This window comes from Virgisporangium aurantiacum (assembly GCF_016863635.1).
Taxonomy (GTDB): Bacteria; Actinomycetota; Actinomycetes; order Mycobacteriales; family Micromonosporaceae; genus Virgisporangium; species Virgisporangium aurantiacum.
On sequence record NZ_BOPG01000058.1, the window covers coordinates 1 to 13962 of the forward strand.

General features: G+C 72.4%; 16 protein-coding genes. 10 read left to right on the plus strand and 6 right to left on the minus strand.

Annotated elements, in window-relative coordinates:
- From Vau01_RS40720 to Vau01_RS40730, 3 genes are all read left to right on the plus strand, one after another.
- Positions 1-2132: tetratricopeptide repeat protein (locus tag Vau01_RS40720; RefSeq protein WP_204005164.1), on the plus strand; the 2132-nt coding region annotated here is incomplete at its 5' end.
- A gap of 48 nt (positions 2133-2180) precedes the next feature.
- Positions 2181-3017 (plus strand): polysaccharide deacetylase family protein, encoded by an 837-nt coding sequence (locus tag Vau01_RS40725; RefSeq protein WP_204005166.1) that lies wholly within the window; start codon positions 2181-2183, stop codon positions 3015-3017.
- A 28-nt stretch (positions 3018-3045) separates the two neighbouring features.
- A complete protein-coding gene (locus Vau01_RS40730; protein ID WP_204005168.1) occupies positions 3046-4050 on the plus strand; it encodes a hypothetical protein in 1005 nt (334 codons plus the stop codon).
- Here Vau01_RS40730 and Vau01_RS40735 read toward each other — a convergent pair whose 3' ends face one another.
- The 4 genes from Vau01_RS40735 to Vau01_RS40750 are packed head-to-tail and all read right to left on the minus strand — an operon-like array spanning position 4051 to position 7738.
- Complete coding sequence (locus Vau01_RS40735) at positions 4051-4635, minus strand: GTP-binding protein (RefSeq protein ID WP_204005170.1); 585 nt, start codon at positions 4633-4635, stop codon at positions 4051-4053. It lies immediately after the preceding gene.
- Positions 4616-4996, minus strand: coding sequence for a DUF742 domain-containing protein (locus Vau01_RS40740; RefSeq protein WP_204005172.1), 381 nt, complete (start codon positions 4994-4996; stop codon positions 4616-4618). The genes Vau01_RS40735 and Vau01_RS40740 overlap by 20 nt, the downstream gene beginning before the upstream one ends.
- Entirely contained in the window at positions 4986-5405 is a 420-nt protein-coding gene (locus tag Vau01_RS40745) for a roadblock/LC7 domain-containing protein (RefSeq protein WP_373320379.1), read from the minus strand. Before Vau01_RS40745 ends, Vau01_RS40740 begins: the two co-directional genes overlap by 11 nt.
- Positions 5402-7738 (minus strand): sensor histidine kinase, encoded by a 2337-nt coding sequence (locus Vau01_RS40750; protein WP_204005175.1) that lies wholly within the window; start codon positions 7736-7738, stop codon positions 5402-5404. The genes Vau01_RS40745 and Vau01_RS40750 overlap by 4 nt, the downstream gene beginning before the upstream one ends.
- 310 nt (positions 7739-8048) lie before the next feature.
- On the opposite strand from Vau01_RS40750, the gene Vau01_RS40755 reads away from it, so the two are divergent.
- The 7 genes from Vau01_RS40755 (at position 8049) to Vau01_RS40785 (ending at position 11232) form a co-directional block, all read left to right on the plus strand.
- Positions 8049-8564: a MauE/DoxX family redox-associated membrane protein gene (locus tag Vau01_RS40755; RefSeq protein ID WP_204005176.1), complete on the plus strand. Its 516-nt coding sequence runs from the start codon at positions 8049-8051 to the stop codon at positions 8562-8564.
- Positions 8565-8612: 48 nt separating this feature from the next.
- Positions 8613-9176 carry a hypothetical protein gene (locus Vau01_RS40760; protein ID WP_204005177.1) on the plus strand — a complete coding sequence of 188 codons (564 nt, stop codon included), beginning with the start codon at positions 8613-8615 and terminating at the stop codon, positions 9174-9176.
- Positions 9173-9454 (plus strand): hypothetical protein, encoded by a 282-nt coding sequence (locus tag Vau01_RS40765; protein ID WP_204005178.1) that lies wholly within the window; start codon positions 9173-9175, stop codon positions 9452-9454. Before Vau01_RS40760 ends, Vau01_RS40765 begins: the two co-directional genes overlap by 4 nt.
- A gap of 77 nt (positions 9455-9531) precedes the next feature.
- Complete coding sequence (locus Vau01_RS40770) at positions 9532-10107, plus strand: hypothetical protein (RefSeq protein ID WP_204005179.1); 576 nt, start codon at positions 9532-9534, stop codon at positions 10105-10107.
- 56 nt (positions 10108-10163) lie between these two features.
- Positions 10164-10469: a hypothetical protein gene (locus Vau01_RS40775; RefSeq protein WP_204005180.1), complete on the plus strand. Its 306-nt coding sequence runs from the start codon at positions 10164-10166 to the stop codon at positions 10467-10469.
- Positions 10470-10496: 27 nt separating this feature from the next.
- The gene (locus tag Vau01_RS40780) at positions 10497-10943 is read left to right on the plus strand and encodes a hypothetical protein (protein ID WP_204005182.1); all 447 of its coding nucleotides are present in this window, start codon (positions 10497-10499) and stop codon (positions 10941-10943) included.
- 25 nt (positions 10944-10968) lie between these two features.
- Entirely contained in the window at positions 10969-11232 is a 264-nt protein-coding gene (locus Vau01_RS40785; RefSeq protein ID WP_204005183.1) for a hypothetical protein, read from the plus strand.
- A gap of 33 nt (positions 11233-11265) precedes the next feature.
- On the opposite strand, the gene Vau01_RS40790 is transcribed toward Vau01_RS40785, so the two are convergent.
- Both Vau01_RS40790 and Vau01_RS40795 read right to left on the minus strand, forming a co-directional pair.
- Complete coding sequence (locus Vau01_RS40790) at positions 11266-13362, minus strand: xanthine dehydrogenase family protein molybdopterin-binding subunit (RefSeq protein WP_204005184.1); 2097 nt, start codon at positions 13360-13362, stop codon at positions 11266-11268.
- Positions 13359-13838: a (2Fe-2S)-binding protein gene (locus tag Vau01_RS40795; protein WP_204005185.1), complete on the minus strand. Its 480-nt coding sequence runs from the start codon at positions 13836-13838 to the stop codon at positions 13359-13361. The genes Vau01_RS40790 and Vau01_RS40795 overlap by 4 nt, the downstream gene beginning before the upstream one ends.
- Between the last annotated feature and the right edge of the window lie 124 nt (positions 13839-13962).

The following is a 13962-nucleotide window of genomic DNA, read 5'->3' on the forward strand; positions in this document are numbered from 1 at the left end:
AGCTGGGCACCGACCCGAGCCCGGAACTGCAGGACGTGTACCGGTCCATCCTGGCCGGCGCCGCGCGCGTCCCCCCGCATCAGCCCGCGGCCGCGACACACGCGGCGGCCGCGGCCGGGCCGGCGCCGCCGCCCGTGCCCGCGCAACTGCCGCTCGACGTGCCCGGCTTCACCGGGCGTGCGGCGCAGCTGACCGCGCTCGACGACCTGGTCGACGCGGCGGCCGGCGCGGTGGTGGTGACCGCACTGAGCGGCACCGCCGGCGTCGGCAAGACGGCGCTCAGCGTGCACTGGGCGCACCGGGCCCGGCACCGGTTCCCGGACGGGCAGCTGTACGTCAACCTGCGCGGCTTCGGCCCGTCCGGGTTCGAGGTGGACCCCGCCGACGCGCTGGAGGGGTTCCTGGCCGCGCTCGGAGTTCCGGCCGAACGGATCCCCCGCGACCCGGCCGCGCGGGCCGCGGAGTTCCGCTCCCTGCTCGCCGACCGGCGCGTGCTGGTGCTCGTCGACAACGCCCGCGACGCCGACCAGGCGCGCCCGCTGCTGCCCGGCACGCCGGGCTCCCTCGCGATCGTGACCAGCCGCAACCAGCTCACCAGCCTGGTCGCGATCGAGGGGGCGCGGCCGGTGCACGTCGGCCTGCTCAGCCCCGACGAGGCGTGGGCGATGCTGGCCCGCCGGCTGGGCGCCGACCGCGTCGCCGCCGAGGCCGGTGCGGTCGAGCGGATCAGCACCGCCTGCGCCCGGCTGCCGATCGCGCTGGCGATCGTCGCCGCGCTGGCCGCCGGCCGGCCCGACCTGCCCCTGGACGGGCTCGCCGATCAGCTCGCCGGCGGCGCCGGGCTCGACGTCCTCGACGGCGGGGATCCCAGCAGCAACGTCCGCACGGTCTTCTCGTGGTCGCTGCGCGCGGTCGACCCGGCTGCCGCGCGGCTGCTCCGCCTGCTCGGTCTGCATCCCGGGCCGGCGACGACCGTCGCGGCCGCCGCCAGTCTCGCCGGCCTGGGGACGCGCGAAGCGGCCGGCCTCCTGGCCGATCTGGCCCGGGCGAACCTCGTGACGGAGCAGTCCCCCGGCCGGTTCGCCCTGCACGACCTCCTCCACGCCTACGCCGCCGACCTGGTCGGGCAGGTCCACGACGACGAGGAGCGGCGGGTCGCCAAGCACCGGCTCCTCGACCACTACCTGCACAGCGCCGCCCATGCCGCGCGGATGCTGCATCCCCACATGGCACCCATCGCGCTGGTGCCGCCACAACCGGGCACCGTTGTCGTTCCGCCGGCCGACGGGGCGGCCGCGCTCGCCTGGTTCGCCGCGGAGGATCCCGTGCTCCTCGAACTCATCCGCGACGCGGGCCGGGTCGTCTTCGACGCCCACGTGTGGCAGCTGGCCCGCAGCCGGGAACTGTTCGCGATCCGGCAGGGCAAGTGGACCGGCATGATCGCGGCCCAGCACCTGGCGCTCGACGCGGCCCGCCGGGCCGGCGACCGGGAGGCGGCGGCCCAGGTGCACTGCGGCCTCGCCCGCGCGCACATCTGGATCGGGGACCTCGACGAGGCGAACCGGAACCTGACGCTGGCGCTGGCGATCTTCGGCGACCTGGGTGACCTGCTCGGCCAGGCGCGCACCCAGCACGCCCTCACCGAACTCTTCGACCGGCGCGACGACCACCGGACCGCGATCGGCCACGCCTACCGGGCCCTGGCCCTGTACGAGGAGGCCGGCGACGTGCCGGGAACCGCCCGGGCGCTGAACGCGGTCGGCTGGTGCCACACCCGTCTCGACGAGCACGGGAAGGCCGTCGAACGGTGCGAGCGGGCGCTCGGCATCCTGCGGGACATCGGCGACGTCGACGGCGAGGCGGCGACCCGCGGCAGCCTCGGCCACGCCTACCAGCGGCTGGGCCGGTTCACCGAGGCGATCGGGCACTACCGCCGGGCGATCGAGCTGTGCCGGGACCTCGGCGAGCGGTTCTACGAGGCCGACACGCTCACCCACCTGGGCGACACCCACCGGGCGGCGGGCGACGACGCGGCGGCCGTCGCGGCGTGGCGGCAGGCGCTGGACGTGTTCACCGACCTGGAGCACCCGCGTGTCTCGGAGATCCGGGACCGGCTCGCGATCATATGCTGATTGCCACATTCGCAAACCGAATTGCCGGGCCGCAGCGTCGAGGAGCGTATGGAGAACCGCACCCTTGCCCGGGTGACGGGCGGGTTGCTCGCCGTCGTGCTGCTCGCCTCGATCGGACCGGCCGACCGGTCCCTCGACCGGGTGTTGGGGCGGCTCGGCGGCCAGCCGCCGGCCGTCGCGGTGCGGCCGACGGATCCGTTCGCCGATCCGCCGCGGAATCCGGGCCTGCCCGCCGAGATCATGTCGCGGGTGCCGGCGTTCGAGCCCCGGCCGCAGGCGGTGCCGGTCACGCTGCCGCAGGGCCCGAAGGCGGCCTGGTTCGACCGGATTCCGACCGACCAGCCCGTCGCGTTCATCACCATCGACGACGGCTGGACGAAGCTGCCCGAGGCGGTCGCCCTGGTGCGGGCCGCGCGCGTGCCGGTGACGCTGTTCCTCACGATGGACGCGATCCACGACAACCCCGCGTACTTCAACGCGTTTCGTGACGCGGGTGTCGCCATCGAGGCGCACACCGTGAGCCATCCGCACCTCCGCGGCAAGCCCTACGCGGCGCAGCAGCGCGAGGTGTGCGGCTCGGCCGACCGGTTGGGCGCGTTGTACGGCCGGCGTCCGACGCTGTTCCGCGCCCCGTTCGGCGAGCACGACGCGACGACGCTGAAGGTCATGCACGACTGCGGCCTGCACGCGGCCCTGTTCTGGAAGCAGACGGTGAACGAGGGGATCGTCCGCTACCAGCAGGGCTCCACGGTGCAGCGCGGCGACATCATCCTGATGCACTTCCGCCCGCGCTTCGTCGACGACTTCATCGCGGCGCTGCAGGCCATCAAGGCCGCCGGCCTGACGCCCGCGCTGCTGGAGGACTATCTCCCCGCGACCGCCTGAGTGCGACGGTTGTCGATACGATCGGTCGATGGATCGGATCACGGCCCGGCGGGCGCTCGTCATCGGAATCGTCGCCGGATTCCTGATCACCGGCGTCATCGCGCTGAGCGACCGGTGGTTGCCGCGGCCCGACTTCCTCCCCGACACGGGTTCGTCGTGGTACCGGTGGCAGCGTCCGGAGCGGTCCGCCGCCGTGATGTTCGGTGCGTGGACGCTCTACGCGCTGCACCAGGTGGGTTTCTGGGCCCTGATCTGGTACGGGCAGCGGCGCGTCGGCCGGTACACCGGCACGCTGCACCGGGTGAACGTGGCGGCGCTGGCGTGGAACGGGTTCTTCGTCGCCGTCCACTTCGTACAGACGCAGGCGGGGTACGACGGGCTGGCCCAGGACGTCTCGATCTGGACCTCGCAGTGGTCGGTGATCGTGCTGCTGGTGTGGGTGCTGCTGATGGAGGAGGACCGGCGCGGCCTGTTCTTCGGCCGCCCGGTACCCACCCCCGGCGGGCGGACCGCGCGCGACTGGGCCCGCCGGTACCACGGGTACTACTTCGCCTGGGCCGCCGTCTACACGTTCTGGTTCCACCCGATGGAGACGACGAGCGGCCACCTGATCGGCTTCCTCTACATGTTCCTGATCCTGTTGCAGGGCAGCCTGTTCCTGACCCGCGCGCACGTCGACCGCCGCTGGACCGTCGTGCTGGAGGTGCTGGTGCTGTTCCACGGTTTCCTGGTGGCGCTGAACAGCCCCAAGCAACTGTGGTTCCAGTTCGGCTGGGGCTTCGCGACCGTCTTCGTGGTGACGCAGATGCACGGCCTCGGCTGGCCCCGGTGGGCGCAGTGGGCCACCGGCATCGGGTACGTGGTGTCGGTGGCCGCGGTGGTCGCCTGGTACGGCACCGAGCGGCTGGCGCAACTGCCGCGGGTGCCGGTCGCCGAGTACGCGCTGGTGTTCGTGCTCGCGGGCCTGATCGCGGGCGGCCTCGCCGTCACCCGCCGCGTCAGAAAGCCCCAGCGTGACGACGTGCGCGTCTGATCAGACGCGGGTGGCGGTTCGGCGTTTGAGGACGGACTCGACGAGCGCGATCAGGACGTCGCGGGCCGAGGTGCGTTCGCGGGCGTCGCACAGGACGACCGGGACGTTGCCGTCGAGGTCGAGGGCGCGCCGCACCGCGTCGGGCTGGTGGAGCTGGCGCCCGTCGAAGCAGTTGACGGCGACCAGGAACGGCAGCCCGAGGTCCTCGAAGTAGTCGAGCGACGGGAAGCAGTCGGCCAGCCGCCTCGTGTCGGCGAGCACCACCGCCCCGAGCGCACCGACCGCGAGGTCCTCCCACAGGTACCAGAACCGCTTCTGGCCGGGCGTGCCGAACAGGTACAGCACCACCTGGTCGCTGATCGTGATGCGACCGAAGTCGAGCGCGACGGTGGTGGTGGTCTTCCCCTCCACGCCGGCCAGATCGTCGACGCCCACCCCGGCGTCGGTGAGGTGCTCCTCGGTGCGCAGCGGCATGATCTCGCTGACGGCGCCGACCAGGGTGGTCTTTCCGACGCCGAAACCGCCCGCCACCAGGATCTTCAGGGCGTGCGGAGCCCGCCGGGGCTCAGAGCGCGCGTAGGACATGGATCACCGCCTCGAGCGTCGCGGTGTCGGGCTGGTCGCCGGCGTCGGCCGGTTCGTGGACACTGATGAGCCCTTCCTCGATCAGATCACCGAGCATGATGCGCACGACGCTCAACGCCAGGTCGAGCCGCGACGCCACCTCCGCCACCGACGTCGGCACGGCGACCACGCCGAGGATGCGCCGGTGCTCGGGCGTCAGGTAGCGGGCCGCGTCCGGTTCGGTGCCGGTCGCGACCACGTAGGCGACGAGGTTGAGCCCGGCCGACGGCCGCACCCGGCCACCGGTCAGGGTGTAGGGCCGCACCACCGGGCCGGCGTCGCCGTCCAGCCAGTCGTGGGGATGCATGCGGTCAGATGCCATGGGCGCCCGCCCGGGGCGGCGTCGCGAGGTACGGGCCGACCCGCGTCACCAGCATCGCCATCTCGTAGGCGATGACGCCGATGTCGGCCTCGGCACCGGCGATGACGGCGAGGCAGGCGCCATGGCCGGCCGCCGTGACGAACATGAAGCCCGACTCCATCTCCACGATGGTCTGGCGCACCGCCTTCCCGCCCCCGAACCGGCGCGCCGAACCGCGCCCGAGGCTCTGGTACCCGGCCGCGATGGCCGCCAGGTGCTCGGCGTCCTCCCGCCCGAGCCCGGCCGACGCGCCGGTGAGCAGCCCGTCGGCCGACATGACCGCGGCGTGGCGGGTGGACGGAACCCGGCTGAGCAGGTCGTCGAGCAGCCAGTCGAGGGTCGCGCCGCGGCTGGTCGTGTCTGGCATCAGTTCTCCTGCTCGGGCTCGGCCGCGGTGCTGTCCATGGCGCCGGCGTCGCGCCGGCCCCGGGTGACGGCGCTCTGGAAGGCCGACATCATGGCGCGGGTCTGCTCCGGCGGCCGCATCGAGGGCGCTCCGTCGGTGTCGTCGGTGGGTGGCGGTTCGGGTGTGGCGGACCGTCGGACGCGCCGGGGTAGGCCGTCCTCGGTGAGGTCGATCGGCACCGTATCGAGCGCCGTCTCGGTGTGCGGCGCGGCGGGCGGCGCGGCATCGAGCGTCGTATATGCGGACGGGGACGGGGACGCATCGAGCGGCGTAACTTCACGGGACGGTGCGGACGGTGGCGGCTCGGACGGCACCACCGGAGGCTCTAGACGTGGAGCGGGCGCCGGCCCCGAAACGCGTCTCGAAGAAGCCGGAGCCGGAGCCGGTAGCGCCGGTGCGGCACCGACCACGACGGGCGCCGGCGCCTCCGCCGGCGCGGCCGTTTCGTCGACGACGAGGTCGGGGGGAACCAGGACCACGGCGGTGATCCCGCCGAACGGCGACGACCGCAGCGTCACCTGCGCGCCCAGCCGGGCGGCCAGCAGCGCCACCACGAACAGGCCGAGGCGGGCGCTGTTGGCGGGGTCGAAGTCCGGCGGGCGGCGGAGACGGGCGTTGGCCTCGGCGAGTTCCTCGTCGGTCATGCCGAGGCCGCGGTCCTCGATCTCCAGCGCGAAGCCGTTCGGGACGAGCTGCCCGACGACGTTGACCTTCGTGTGCGGCGGCGAGAACGAGGTGGCGTTCTCGATGAGCTCGGCCAGCAGGTGGAGGAGATCGGTGACGGCGCGGCCGGCGAGCGCGGCGTCGGGGACGGTGAGCACCTGGACGCGGGTGTAGTCCTCCACTTCGGACACCGCGCCGCGGACGACGTCGATCAGCGGGACGGGCTCGCGCCAGCCGCGGCCGGGTGCCGAACCGGCGAGGATCACCAGGTCTTCGGCGTGGCGGCGCATGCGGGTGGCGAGGTGGTCGACGCGGAACAGGTCCTCGAGCTCCTGCGGATCGGTGGTGCGGCGCTCCATCCGGTCGAGCACGGTGAGCTGCCGGTGCAGCAGGGTCTGGCTGCGGCGGGCGATGTTGAGGAAGACCTCGTTGAGGCCGGCGCGCACCCGCGCCTCCTGGATCGCCGACTCGACCGCGGTGCGTTGCGCCGCGCTGAACGCGTGCCCGACCTGGCCGATCTCGTCGTTGCCGAACTCGAGGTCGGGTGCTTCCGTTGCCACGTCGACCGTCTCGCCGCGGCGCAACCGCATGACGACGCCGGGCAGCCGGTCGTCGGCGAGGTCGAGCGCGGCGCGTCGCAGCCCGCGCAGCCGCCGGATCAGCGAGCTGCCCACCCGGATCGTGACGGCGATCGTGAGGACGACGGCGAGCAGACCGATCACAGCGGTGAGGCCGAACCGCCAGTACCACAACGTGGCGACCGTGCTCGTGCGGTCGTCGAAGGCCTCGTCGAGCGCGCGTTCGGCGGCGAGCAGCCGGCGGTCGGCGCTCTCGCGCACGGCGGTCCACTCGACGAGCGGCACTCCCGACTGCGACCCGGACGCGAGGCTGTTCTCCAGTGTTTCCAGGCCGATCAGCTCGGTCGCGGTGTCGAGTTCGACGTACCGGGCGCGCGTCGCGCCGTCGAGTTCGGCCGCCGCCTCGACGAGCAGGTGCCGCCGGATGCCCATGATGCGGGCGAACTCGGCCTGTTCGGCGGCGGCGAGCCGGCCCAGCGTGAGGACGGTGTCCTGCCGGGCGAGCTGCTCGCGCGACTGCGCGGTGAGCATGGCCGCGCGCAGCAGCCGGGTGGCCTCGGGGTCGTCGAGCTCCATCAGCGGCTGGTACACGCGGAACATCGCGTCGACCATCCCGTCGTAGCCGGCGAGTGCGGCGACCCGTTGCGGCTGGCCCGAGTCGACGGCGGACCGCGTCGCGCGGAGCCCGTCGAACGCGGTGGCGCTCTCCGCGATCCGTTGCGCGGCATGGTCGGAGAGCGAGCCGATCGCGGTGGCCTTGCGGCGGTAGGTGGTGACGGCCGCGTCGGTGCGGACCCGTTGCTCGATCAGGCCCGCGAGCGCGTCGGGCCGGCCGGCGATGGTCGCGGCCGTGAGGTGACGCTCGCGCTGCAGTTCGGTGACGACGACGCCGCCCGGGTCGAGGACGCCGCTGTGTGCCTCACCGGAGTTGAGCAGGTTCAGCGACGCGACGCCGCTGGCGGTGGTGCCGATGAGCCAGTAGATGACGAACATGATGGTGGGCGGCAGCACCAGTGCCAGAATCCGCGATCGGATCGACCAGTTCCGACGCCTCATGCCCGCCCTCTCGCCGTCAGCATCGACCAGCGTCTGTCCCCGGTCGACGCTGCTCCGGGCATGATAGGCGACCCGTCGGCGCGGCGGTGCCCGCCATCCGCATTTCGAGCGGAGTGTTGTATCGACGAGTATGCAAGTGCGCTGCGCGACGGATCTCCGCTGAAAGCCGGGAAACCGCTTTCTAGCGGGCTTCCGGTCATCAAGTTATCGATCAACAACTATTGACCGTGATACGAGAGCAACCGTACGCTGCTGCCAAGATACGGAAAGTGGTGGATTGCCTTTACCACGGGGGGTATCTCAGATGGACGTGTCCGACCCTGTCCTGATCGCGCTGAATTCACTCGCCGCCGGTGGGCTGATGGTCGCCGGCGCCACCAAACTCGTCGCACCGCAACCGGTTCGCCGCGCCCTGCGCGAGCTGGTAACCGGCCATGAGATTCCCGTCGCGGCCGTCAAGGCGTTCGCCGTGGCCGAGATCGTGGTGGCGTTCGCGGTGCTGCTGCCGTCGACGCGGGTTGTCGCGGGGTACGGGCTCGCCGCCCTCGGGTTAACGTTCACAATCGCCGGTGCGGCCGGTCGCCTGCGCCGCAGCACGGTCGCGTGCGGCTGCCTCGGCGGCGGCGACCGGGCGCTGGGCCTGCGCAACGTGCTGGCCGGCGTGGCGTTCCTGTGCGTCGCCGGGCTCAACGTCGCGACGGGTTCGTCCGATCCGGACGGATGGACCGCGGCCCCGCTCGCGGGCGCGGCGGCCACCCTGCTGCTCTGCGCGTTGACCCACCGCGCCCTCATGTGGCGGCTGCTGGGGCCTTCCCCATCCAGATAGACCGGCCGATTTTCGCCGAGTGTCGCTGCCGACAAAGGGAGTGCCTTGATGGACCTGTTCTTTGGATTTGTCCTGCTGTTGCTCGCCGCCGGCATGGTGGCGCTGTTCGCGATGGTCGGCGAGCTGGCCTCGCGCGTCGGCGACCCCGCGAACCCCGCCCCACCGTCCGCGGCGGTCGAACCGGTCGAGGACGCGCGCACCGGTCACTCGCCGGCCGCCTGGCCGGCCGGGCTGGAGCCGATCGGCGGGGCCGACACGGCGGTGCTCCTGGTGCTCAGCACGGTGTGCTCCAGCTGCCAGACCGTCGCGCGGCAGTTGGCCGAGCGGCCCGACATCGCCCTCGACCGGCCGTGGGGCGTCGTGGTGACGTGCGGCGACGTCGTCCGCGGCGAGGAATTCGTCGCGCAGTCCGGGCTCGGGCGGCTGCCCCATTTCGTGGACGTGAACGGCGACTGGGTCCGCGCCGAGTTCAACGTACAGACCAGCCCGGTGGCGGTGCTCGTCGCGCACTCCACCGTGGAGGCGACGCTGCTGTTCAACGACGTCGCCGCGCTTACCGCCGCCAGCGCCCGGTCGTTCGACGGGCACCGACACGAGGAGGTCGCACCGTGAAGAACAGAGAAGTGGGTCGAAGACGCCTGCTCGGTGGGCTCGGCGCCACCGGTCTGGCCGCCGCTGTCGCCGTGTTCGGACGCAGCGGCGCCGCGTCGGCCAAGTACAACGTGGCCTGCTGTCACCTCGAGTTCGCTCCGACGCGGTCGATCTCGTCGTGCCTCTCCGGGTCGCACTACGTGTGGCACTGCTGGCACGCGGGTTACGTGCGCTGCCAGTGCTGTGAGGTCAAGGACCCGTACGGCGCCACGATCGCCTCGGCGTACAGCTGCCAGTAGCGATGGAAACCTGGGTGATCCTGGCCGTGGGGCTGCTGGGTGCGGTCCTGCAGGCGTTCAGCCCTTGAGGCCTGTCGATGGCTGGGGTCGCCAGCCCGATGATGCGGCATTCGCGTGCTGACGGGACCCGCTTCCTCGCTGGCCTGCTTGCCGGTGGCGTCGCGGGCGCCGGTGTGCTCGCCCTGCCCGTCTACCTGCTCGGCCGGTTGCTGGGTCCGTTGCCCGACCGGGCCGCTCTTGCCGCCGTGGTGCTCGTGCTCGTGCTGCTCGGGGTCGCCGACCTCCGGCAGCGGACGCCACACGTCTGGCGTCAGGTTCCCCAGAACCTCTGGCACAAGCTGACCCCCGGTTGGCTCGGCGTGGTGTGGGGCTTCGACCTCGCGCTGCTGTTCACCACCCAGAAGACCACGTCGCTCATCTGGGCGTCGCTGGCCGGGCTGGTGCTCCTCCAACCGACCCTCGCGGCGGTGGCCCTGATCTCGATCTCCGTCACGTCGACGGTGCTCGTCATCGTGTCCACGATCCGCGCGGGAGCGACCGAACGGACCGAAGCGGGCTGGAGCGGAAAGGTCGTGTGGCGGATCCGGCAGGCATCGGGTCTGGTCATCCTCGCGACGGCGGTCGGCGCCGCGGTGTTCGGCCTGGCGGCATAGCAACGGCAACCAGTGCCCGGACCCGTGCCGGGCACCCGACATGAGGAGGGTCGCGAATGAGCGACGACAGAATCGAGAAGAAGGTGGGACAGGTGCGCCGGCGCCGCCTGCTCGGGGGTGTCGGAGCCTCCGGCATCGCCGCCGCGATCGCTGTGTTCGGCCGCAGCGGTCCGGCGGCGGCCGCGTACCAGTACGCCTGCTGCCACCTGCAGTTCCATCCGACCAAGTCGATTTCGTACTGCCTCGGCACGTACCACTACGTGTGGCACTGCTGGCACGCGGGCTACGTGCGCTGCCAGTGCTGCGAGGTCAAGAACTACGCCGGTGGTCCGAACGTCGCGTCGGCCTACAGCTGCCAGTAAGGCGTACCGACAAGGGACGGAGCGGAAATGGGTGTCGAGAACCAGGCCGGGTCCGGAACCGGCCGCCGCAGTCCCCGGCCCGACGGCATGGAGCCGCTGTTCGAACTCCATCCGGAGGGCGGGCAGGTGATGGTCACCCGGTTCGAGTGCGGCACCGTCGCCAAGCTCCTGTACATGATCCTGCTCCATCTCCGGATCAAGCGGGACGTGCACCGCGCCGGCGGCGGGCTCATCGGCAGTCGCGTCGTCATCGACTGGCGTCGTCGCGTCATGCTGAGCATCTCGCTGTGGCCGGACATCGACAGCGTCTACTCGATGGGCAGCGTGCCGCGGCACGTCACCGCGGCGCGGATACCCGGCCGGCTCGGCGTCCGGACGACGTGCGGGGTGTTCTGCTTCGCCGGCGACTGGCGCCGCGTCATGTTCGGCAGCCCGACGGAGCCGCGAACGCCGTTCCTCCCGGTAGACCAGTGAACCCACAAGGGAAGAGGAGGCCTCCATGGCCCAGACAGACCGCGGCATCGTGACCGTGCAGAAAGTGGTCGACGGCACCGCCGTCGTGGAGATCGGCTCCGGCGTCAAGCACGGACGGGCGGTCGGCGTTTTCGCCCGGCACACCGGTGTCGCGTTGAACAAACTCGAGGTCGGCGTGGCGCTGAAGACCGACGGGAACATCTCGTACAGCGAGGGGATCGTCGAGGTCTTCCCGGACGAGAAGGGGACGGTCTACATCCGTCCGCTGCCGGACGTCACCAGTTTGTGAACGATAACTCCCGTGGGCTCCGGCCCACGGGGGTTACCCCCCGATCGCGCGGATGACGGCCTCCCGGTCCAGCGGAAGGTCGCGGACCCGTACGCCGATCGCGTTCGCCAGCGCGTTGCCGATCGCGGCCGCCGTGGGCCCCTGCGCCGCCTCGCCCGCGCCCGTCGACGGCGTGTCCGGGTCGCCGACGAGTTCGACCACGATCTCGGGTGCCTCGGAGAACCGCAGGATCGGGTAGGTCTCCCAGTCGACGCTCGTCACGCGGCGCCGGTCGAACCGCACCCGCTCCTTGAGCGTCCAACTCGTCGCCTGCGTGGCACCGCCCTCGATCTGGTTGCGGACACCGTCCGGGTTCACCACCCGCCCGACGTCGACCGCGATCACCAGCCGCCGCACGCGCACGTCGTCCTCCGCCTCGACGTCGGCGACCACCGCGCAGTACGCCCCGCGCTCCTTGTACCGGGCGTATCCGAGGCCGCGCCCGGTGCCGTCGGGCAGCGGCGTGCCCCAGCCGGCGGCGTCCGCGGCCGCGCGCAGGACGCGACGCCCGCGCTCGTCGGCGAGCTGGGCGAGCCGGAAGTCGAGCGGGTCCCGCCCCGCGACGAGAGCCGCTTCGTCCACAAAGGACTCGATCGCGAACACGTTGAGATGCGCGCCGAGCGCGCGCAGCGCGGAACTGCGCACGCGCGGGGCGAGCAGGCGGTGGCCGGTGATCCGCCGCACGCCCACGTCGTAGCCGGGGATCGCGTTGCGCAGCGAGCCGGCGCCGCCGGCGACCGGTGGATCGGCGGGCGGCGGGTAGACAGCCGGTTCGGCGAGCATCGTCGCCGACAGCAGGCCGGGCACCCCGCCGGCGTAGCCGGGCCGCGCGGTGTGGCCCTGGCTGTAGAGGTCGTACGTCCACGAGGTCAGGCGGCCGTTCGGACCGAGCGTCGCCGTGACGTCGGCGGTCATCGCGGACCCGAACGGCGCCCACGACAGCTCGTCCTGCCGCGTCCACATCACCTGCACGGGAACGCCGGGCACCGCGCGGGCGAGCAGCACGGCGTCGAACGCGGCGTCGTCGGCGGCGTTGTGTCCGTAGCACCCGGCGCCCTCGACGTGTTGCACCGTCACGGTTTCCGGGTCGAGGTGCAGGGTGGTGGCGATCGCGTCGCGCAGCGGGGTGATGCCCTGGCTGTGCGTCCACACCTCGACGCCGCCGGCCGACCACCGGGCCACGCCGCAGCTCGGCGCCATCGACGCGTGCGCGAGGAACGGCCGGCTGTAGGTCGCGCTCAGCACCGTCCCCTCGTGCGGCCCGGCGCCGTCGTCGACGGCGACCACGGTCTCGTGCGGCCCGGCGCGGAGATAGCCGTCGAGGTCGTCATCGTCGGGAAGGGTGTCGCGTTCGTCCCAGGTCGCGGCCGCGCGGACCGTCTCGGCCGCGCGTACCGCGGCGGCCTCGTCGGGCGCGATCACACCGAGAAACGCGCCGTCGCGGACAAAAACGATGTGAGACGCGCGCAGCGCCGTCGCCTCGACCGCATTTAAACGGGCACCGGGCGACGGCGGGCGCACCACCCGTCCGTAATGCTGGCCGGGGAGGCGGAGGTCGTGGATGAACCGGGGCCGCCCGGCGACCTTGTCGGGCAGGTCCAGGCGGGGCACACTGGTGCCGGCGATCCGTTGCGCCGCAGTACTTTTCACCGCGATGCCGGGATCGGCCGCGATGTTCAGGTCCACCGCGTGGGCGAGCTCGGCGTAGGTGGTCGCACCGGTCGGCGCGGTGAACCGTCCACTGTCGACGGTGATCGCGGCCGGGTCGACGTTCAGCTTCTCCGCCGCCGCGCCGACGAACAGCGCCCGCACGTTCGCCGCGGCGAGCCGCAGCGCCGGCCCGGAGTCCACGATGGACATGCTGCCGGCGGTGTACCCCTCGTCGGGCCCGGTGGCGGTGTTGGCGGGAAGCATCCGGATCTGGGCGAGGGTGACGTCGAGCTCGTCGGCGGCGAGCTGGGCGAGCGCCGTGAGGATGCCCTGCCCCAGTTCGACCTTGCCGACCCGCACGCCGATCGTCCCGTCGGGGTGGACCGTGATCCAGCGGGCCAGCACGGGATTCTTCGCGAGGTCGCGGGGGAGCGCGGTCATCGCTTCTCCGCTGCCTTGTCCTCTGCCGCTTGCAGGACGGCCCGGATCATCCGTCGCTGCACGCCGCAGCGGCACAGGTTCCGGTCGAGCGCGGCGGCGACCGTCTGCTCGTCGGGGTGCGGGTCGCGCTCCAGCAGTGCCGCCGCGCTGACGACGATGCCGGAGACGCAGTACCCGCACTGCGCCGCCTGCGTGTCCAGGATGGCCCGTTGAACGGGGTGCGGCGCGTCGCCGTCACCGAGCCCTTCGACCGTGACCACCGACCGCCCGGCCGCCGACCAGACCGGCACGTCGCACGACGCGACGACGGCGCCGTCGATGCGCACGAAGCAGGCGCCGCACAGCCCGAGCCCGCACCCGAACCGGGCGCCGGTGAGCCCGAGATCGTTGCGCAACACGGTGAGGAGCGGAGTGTCGGGGTGCGCGTCGACCGACCGCTCGACGCCGTTGACCGTGAGCCGGAACGCCGCCCCCACCCCCTTCCGCCCGCCGAAGTTGATCTCACCCTATCGAATGACGGTACGTGGCGACTCCGTCGCCCTCCGGGCCGGGGGCACCCGTCAGTGCCGGGACAGCATGGCGTCGGCCGCGGGTGGGTAA

What these genes read in the sequence shown, in the direction of transcription:
- Vau01_RS40725 (WP_204005166.1), top strand. Translation starts at nt 2,181, where the DNA reads ATGGAGAACCGCACCCTTGCCCGGGTGACGGGCGGGTTGCTCGCCGTC.
- Vau01_RS40730 (WP_204005168.1), top strand. Translation starts at nt 3,046, where the DNA reads ATGGATCGGATCACGGCCCGGCGGGCGCTCGTCATCGGAATCGTCGCC.
- Vau01_RS40735 (WP_204005170.1), bottom strand. Translation starts at nt 4,635, where the DNA reads ATGTCCTACGCGCGCTCTGAGCCCCGGCGGGCTCCGCACGCCCTGAAG.
- Vau01_RS40740 (WP_204005172.1), bottom strand. Translation starts at nt 4,996, where the DNA reads ATGGCATCTGACCGCATGCATCCCCACGACTGGCTGGACGGCGACGCC.
- Vau01_RS40750 (WP_204005175.1), bottom strand. Translation starts at nt 7,738, where the DNA reads ATGAGGCGTCGGAACTGGTCGATCCGATCGCGGATTCTGGCACTGGTG.
- Vau01_RS40760 (WP_204005177.1), top strand. Translation starts at nt 8,613, where the DNA reads ATGGACCTGTTCTTTGGATTTGTCCTGCTGTTGCTCGCCGCCGGCATG.
- Vau01_RS40770 (WP_204005179.1), top strand. Translation starts at nt 9,532, where the DNA reads ATGGCTGGGGTCGCCAGCCCGATGATGCGGCATTCGCGTGCTGACGGG.
- Vau01_RS40775 (WP_204005180.1), top strand. Translation starts at nt 10,164, where the DNA reads ATGAGCGACGACAGAATCGAGAAGAAGGTGGGACAGGTGCGCCGGCGC.
- Vau01_RS40780 (WP_204005182.1), top strand. Translation starts at nt 10,497, where the DNA reads ATGGGTGTCGAGAACCAGGCCGGGTCCGGAACCGGCCGCCGCAGTCCC.
- Vau01_RS40785 (WP_204005183.1), top strand. Translation starts at nt 10,969, where the DNA reads ATGGCCCAGACAGACCGCGGCATCGTGACCGTGCAGAAAGTGGTCGAC.
- Vau01_RS40790 (WP_204005184.1), bottom strand. Translation starts at nt 13,362, where the DNA reads ATGACCGCGCTCCCCCGCGACCTCGCGAAGAATCCCGTGCTGGCCCGC.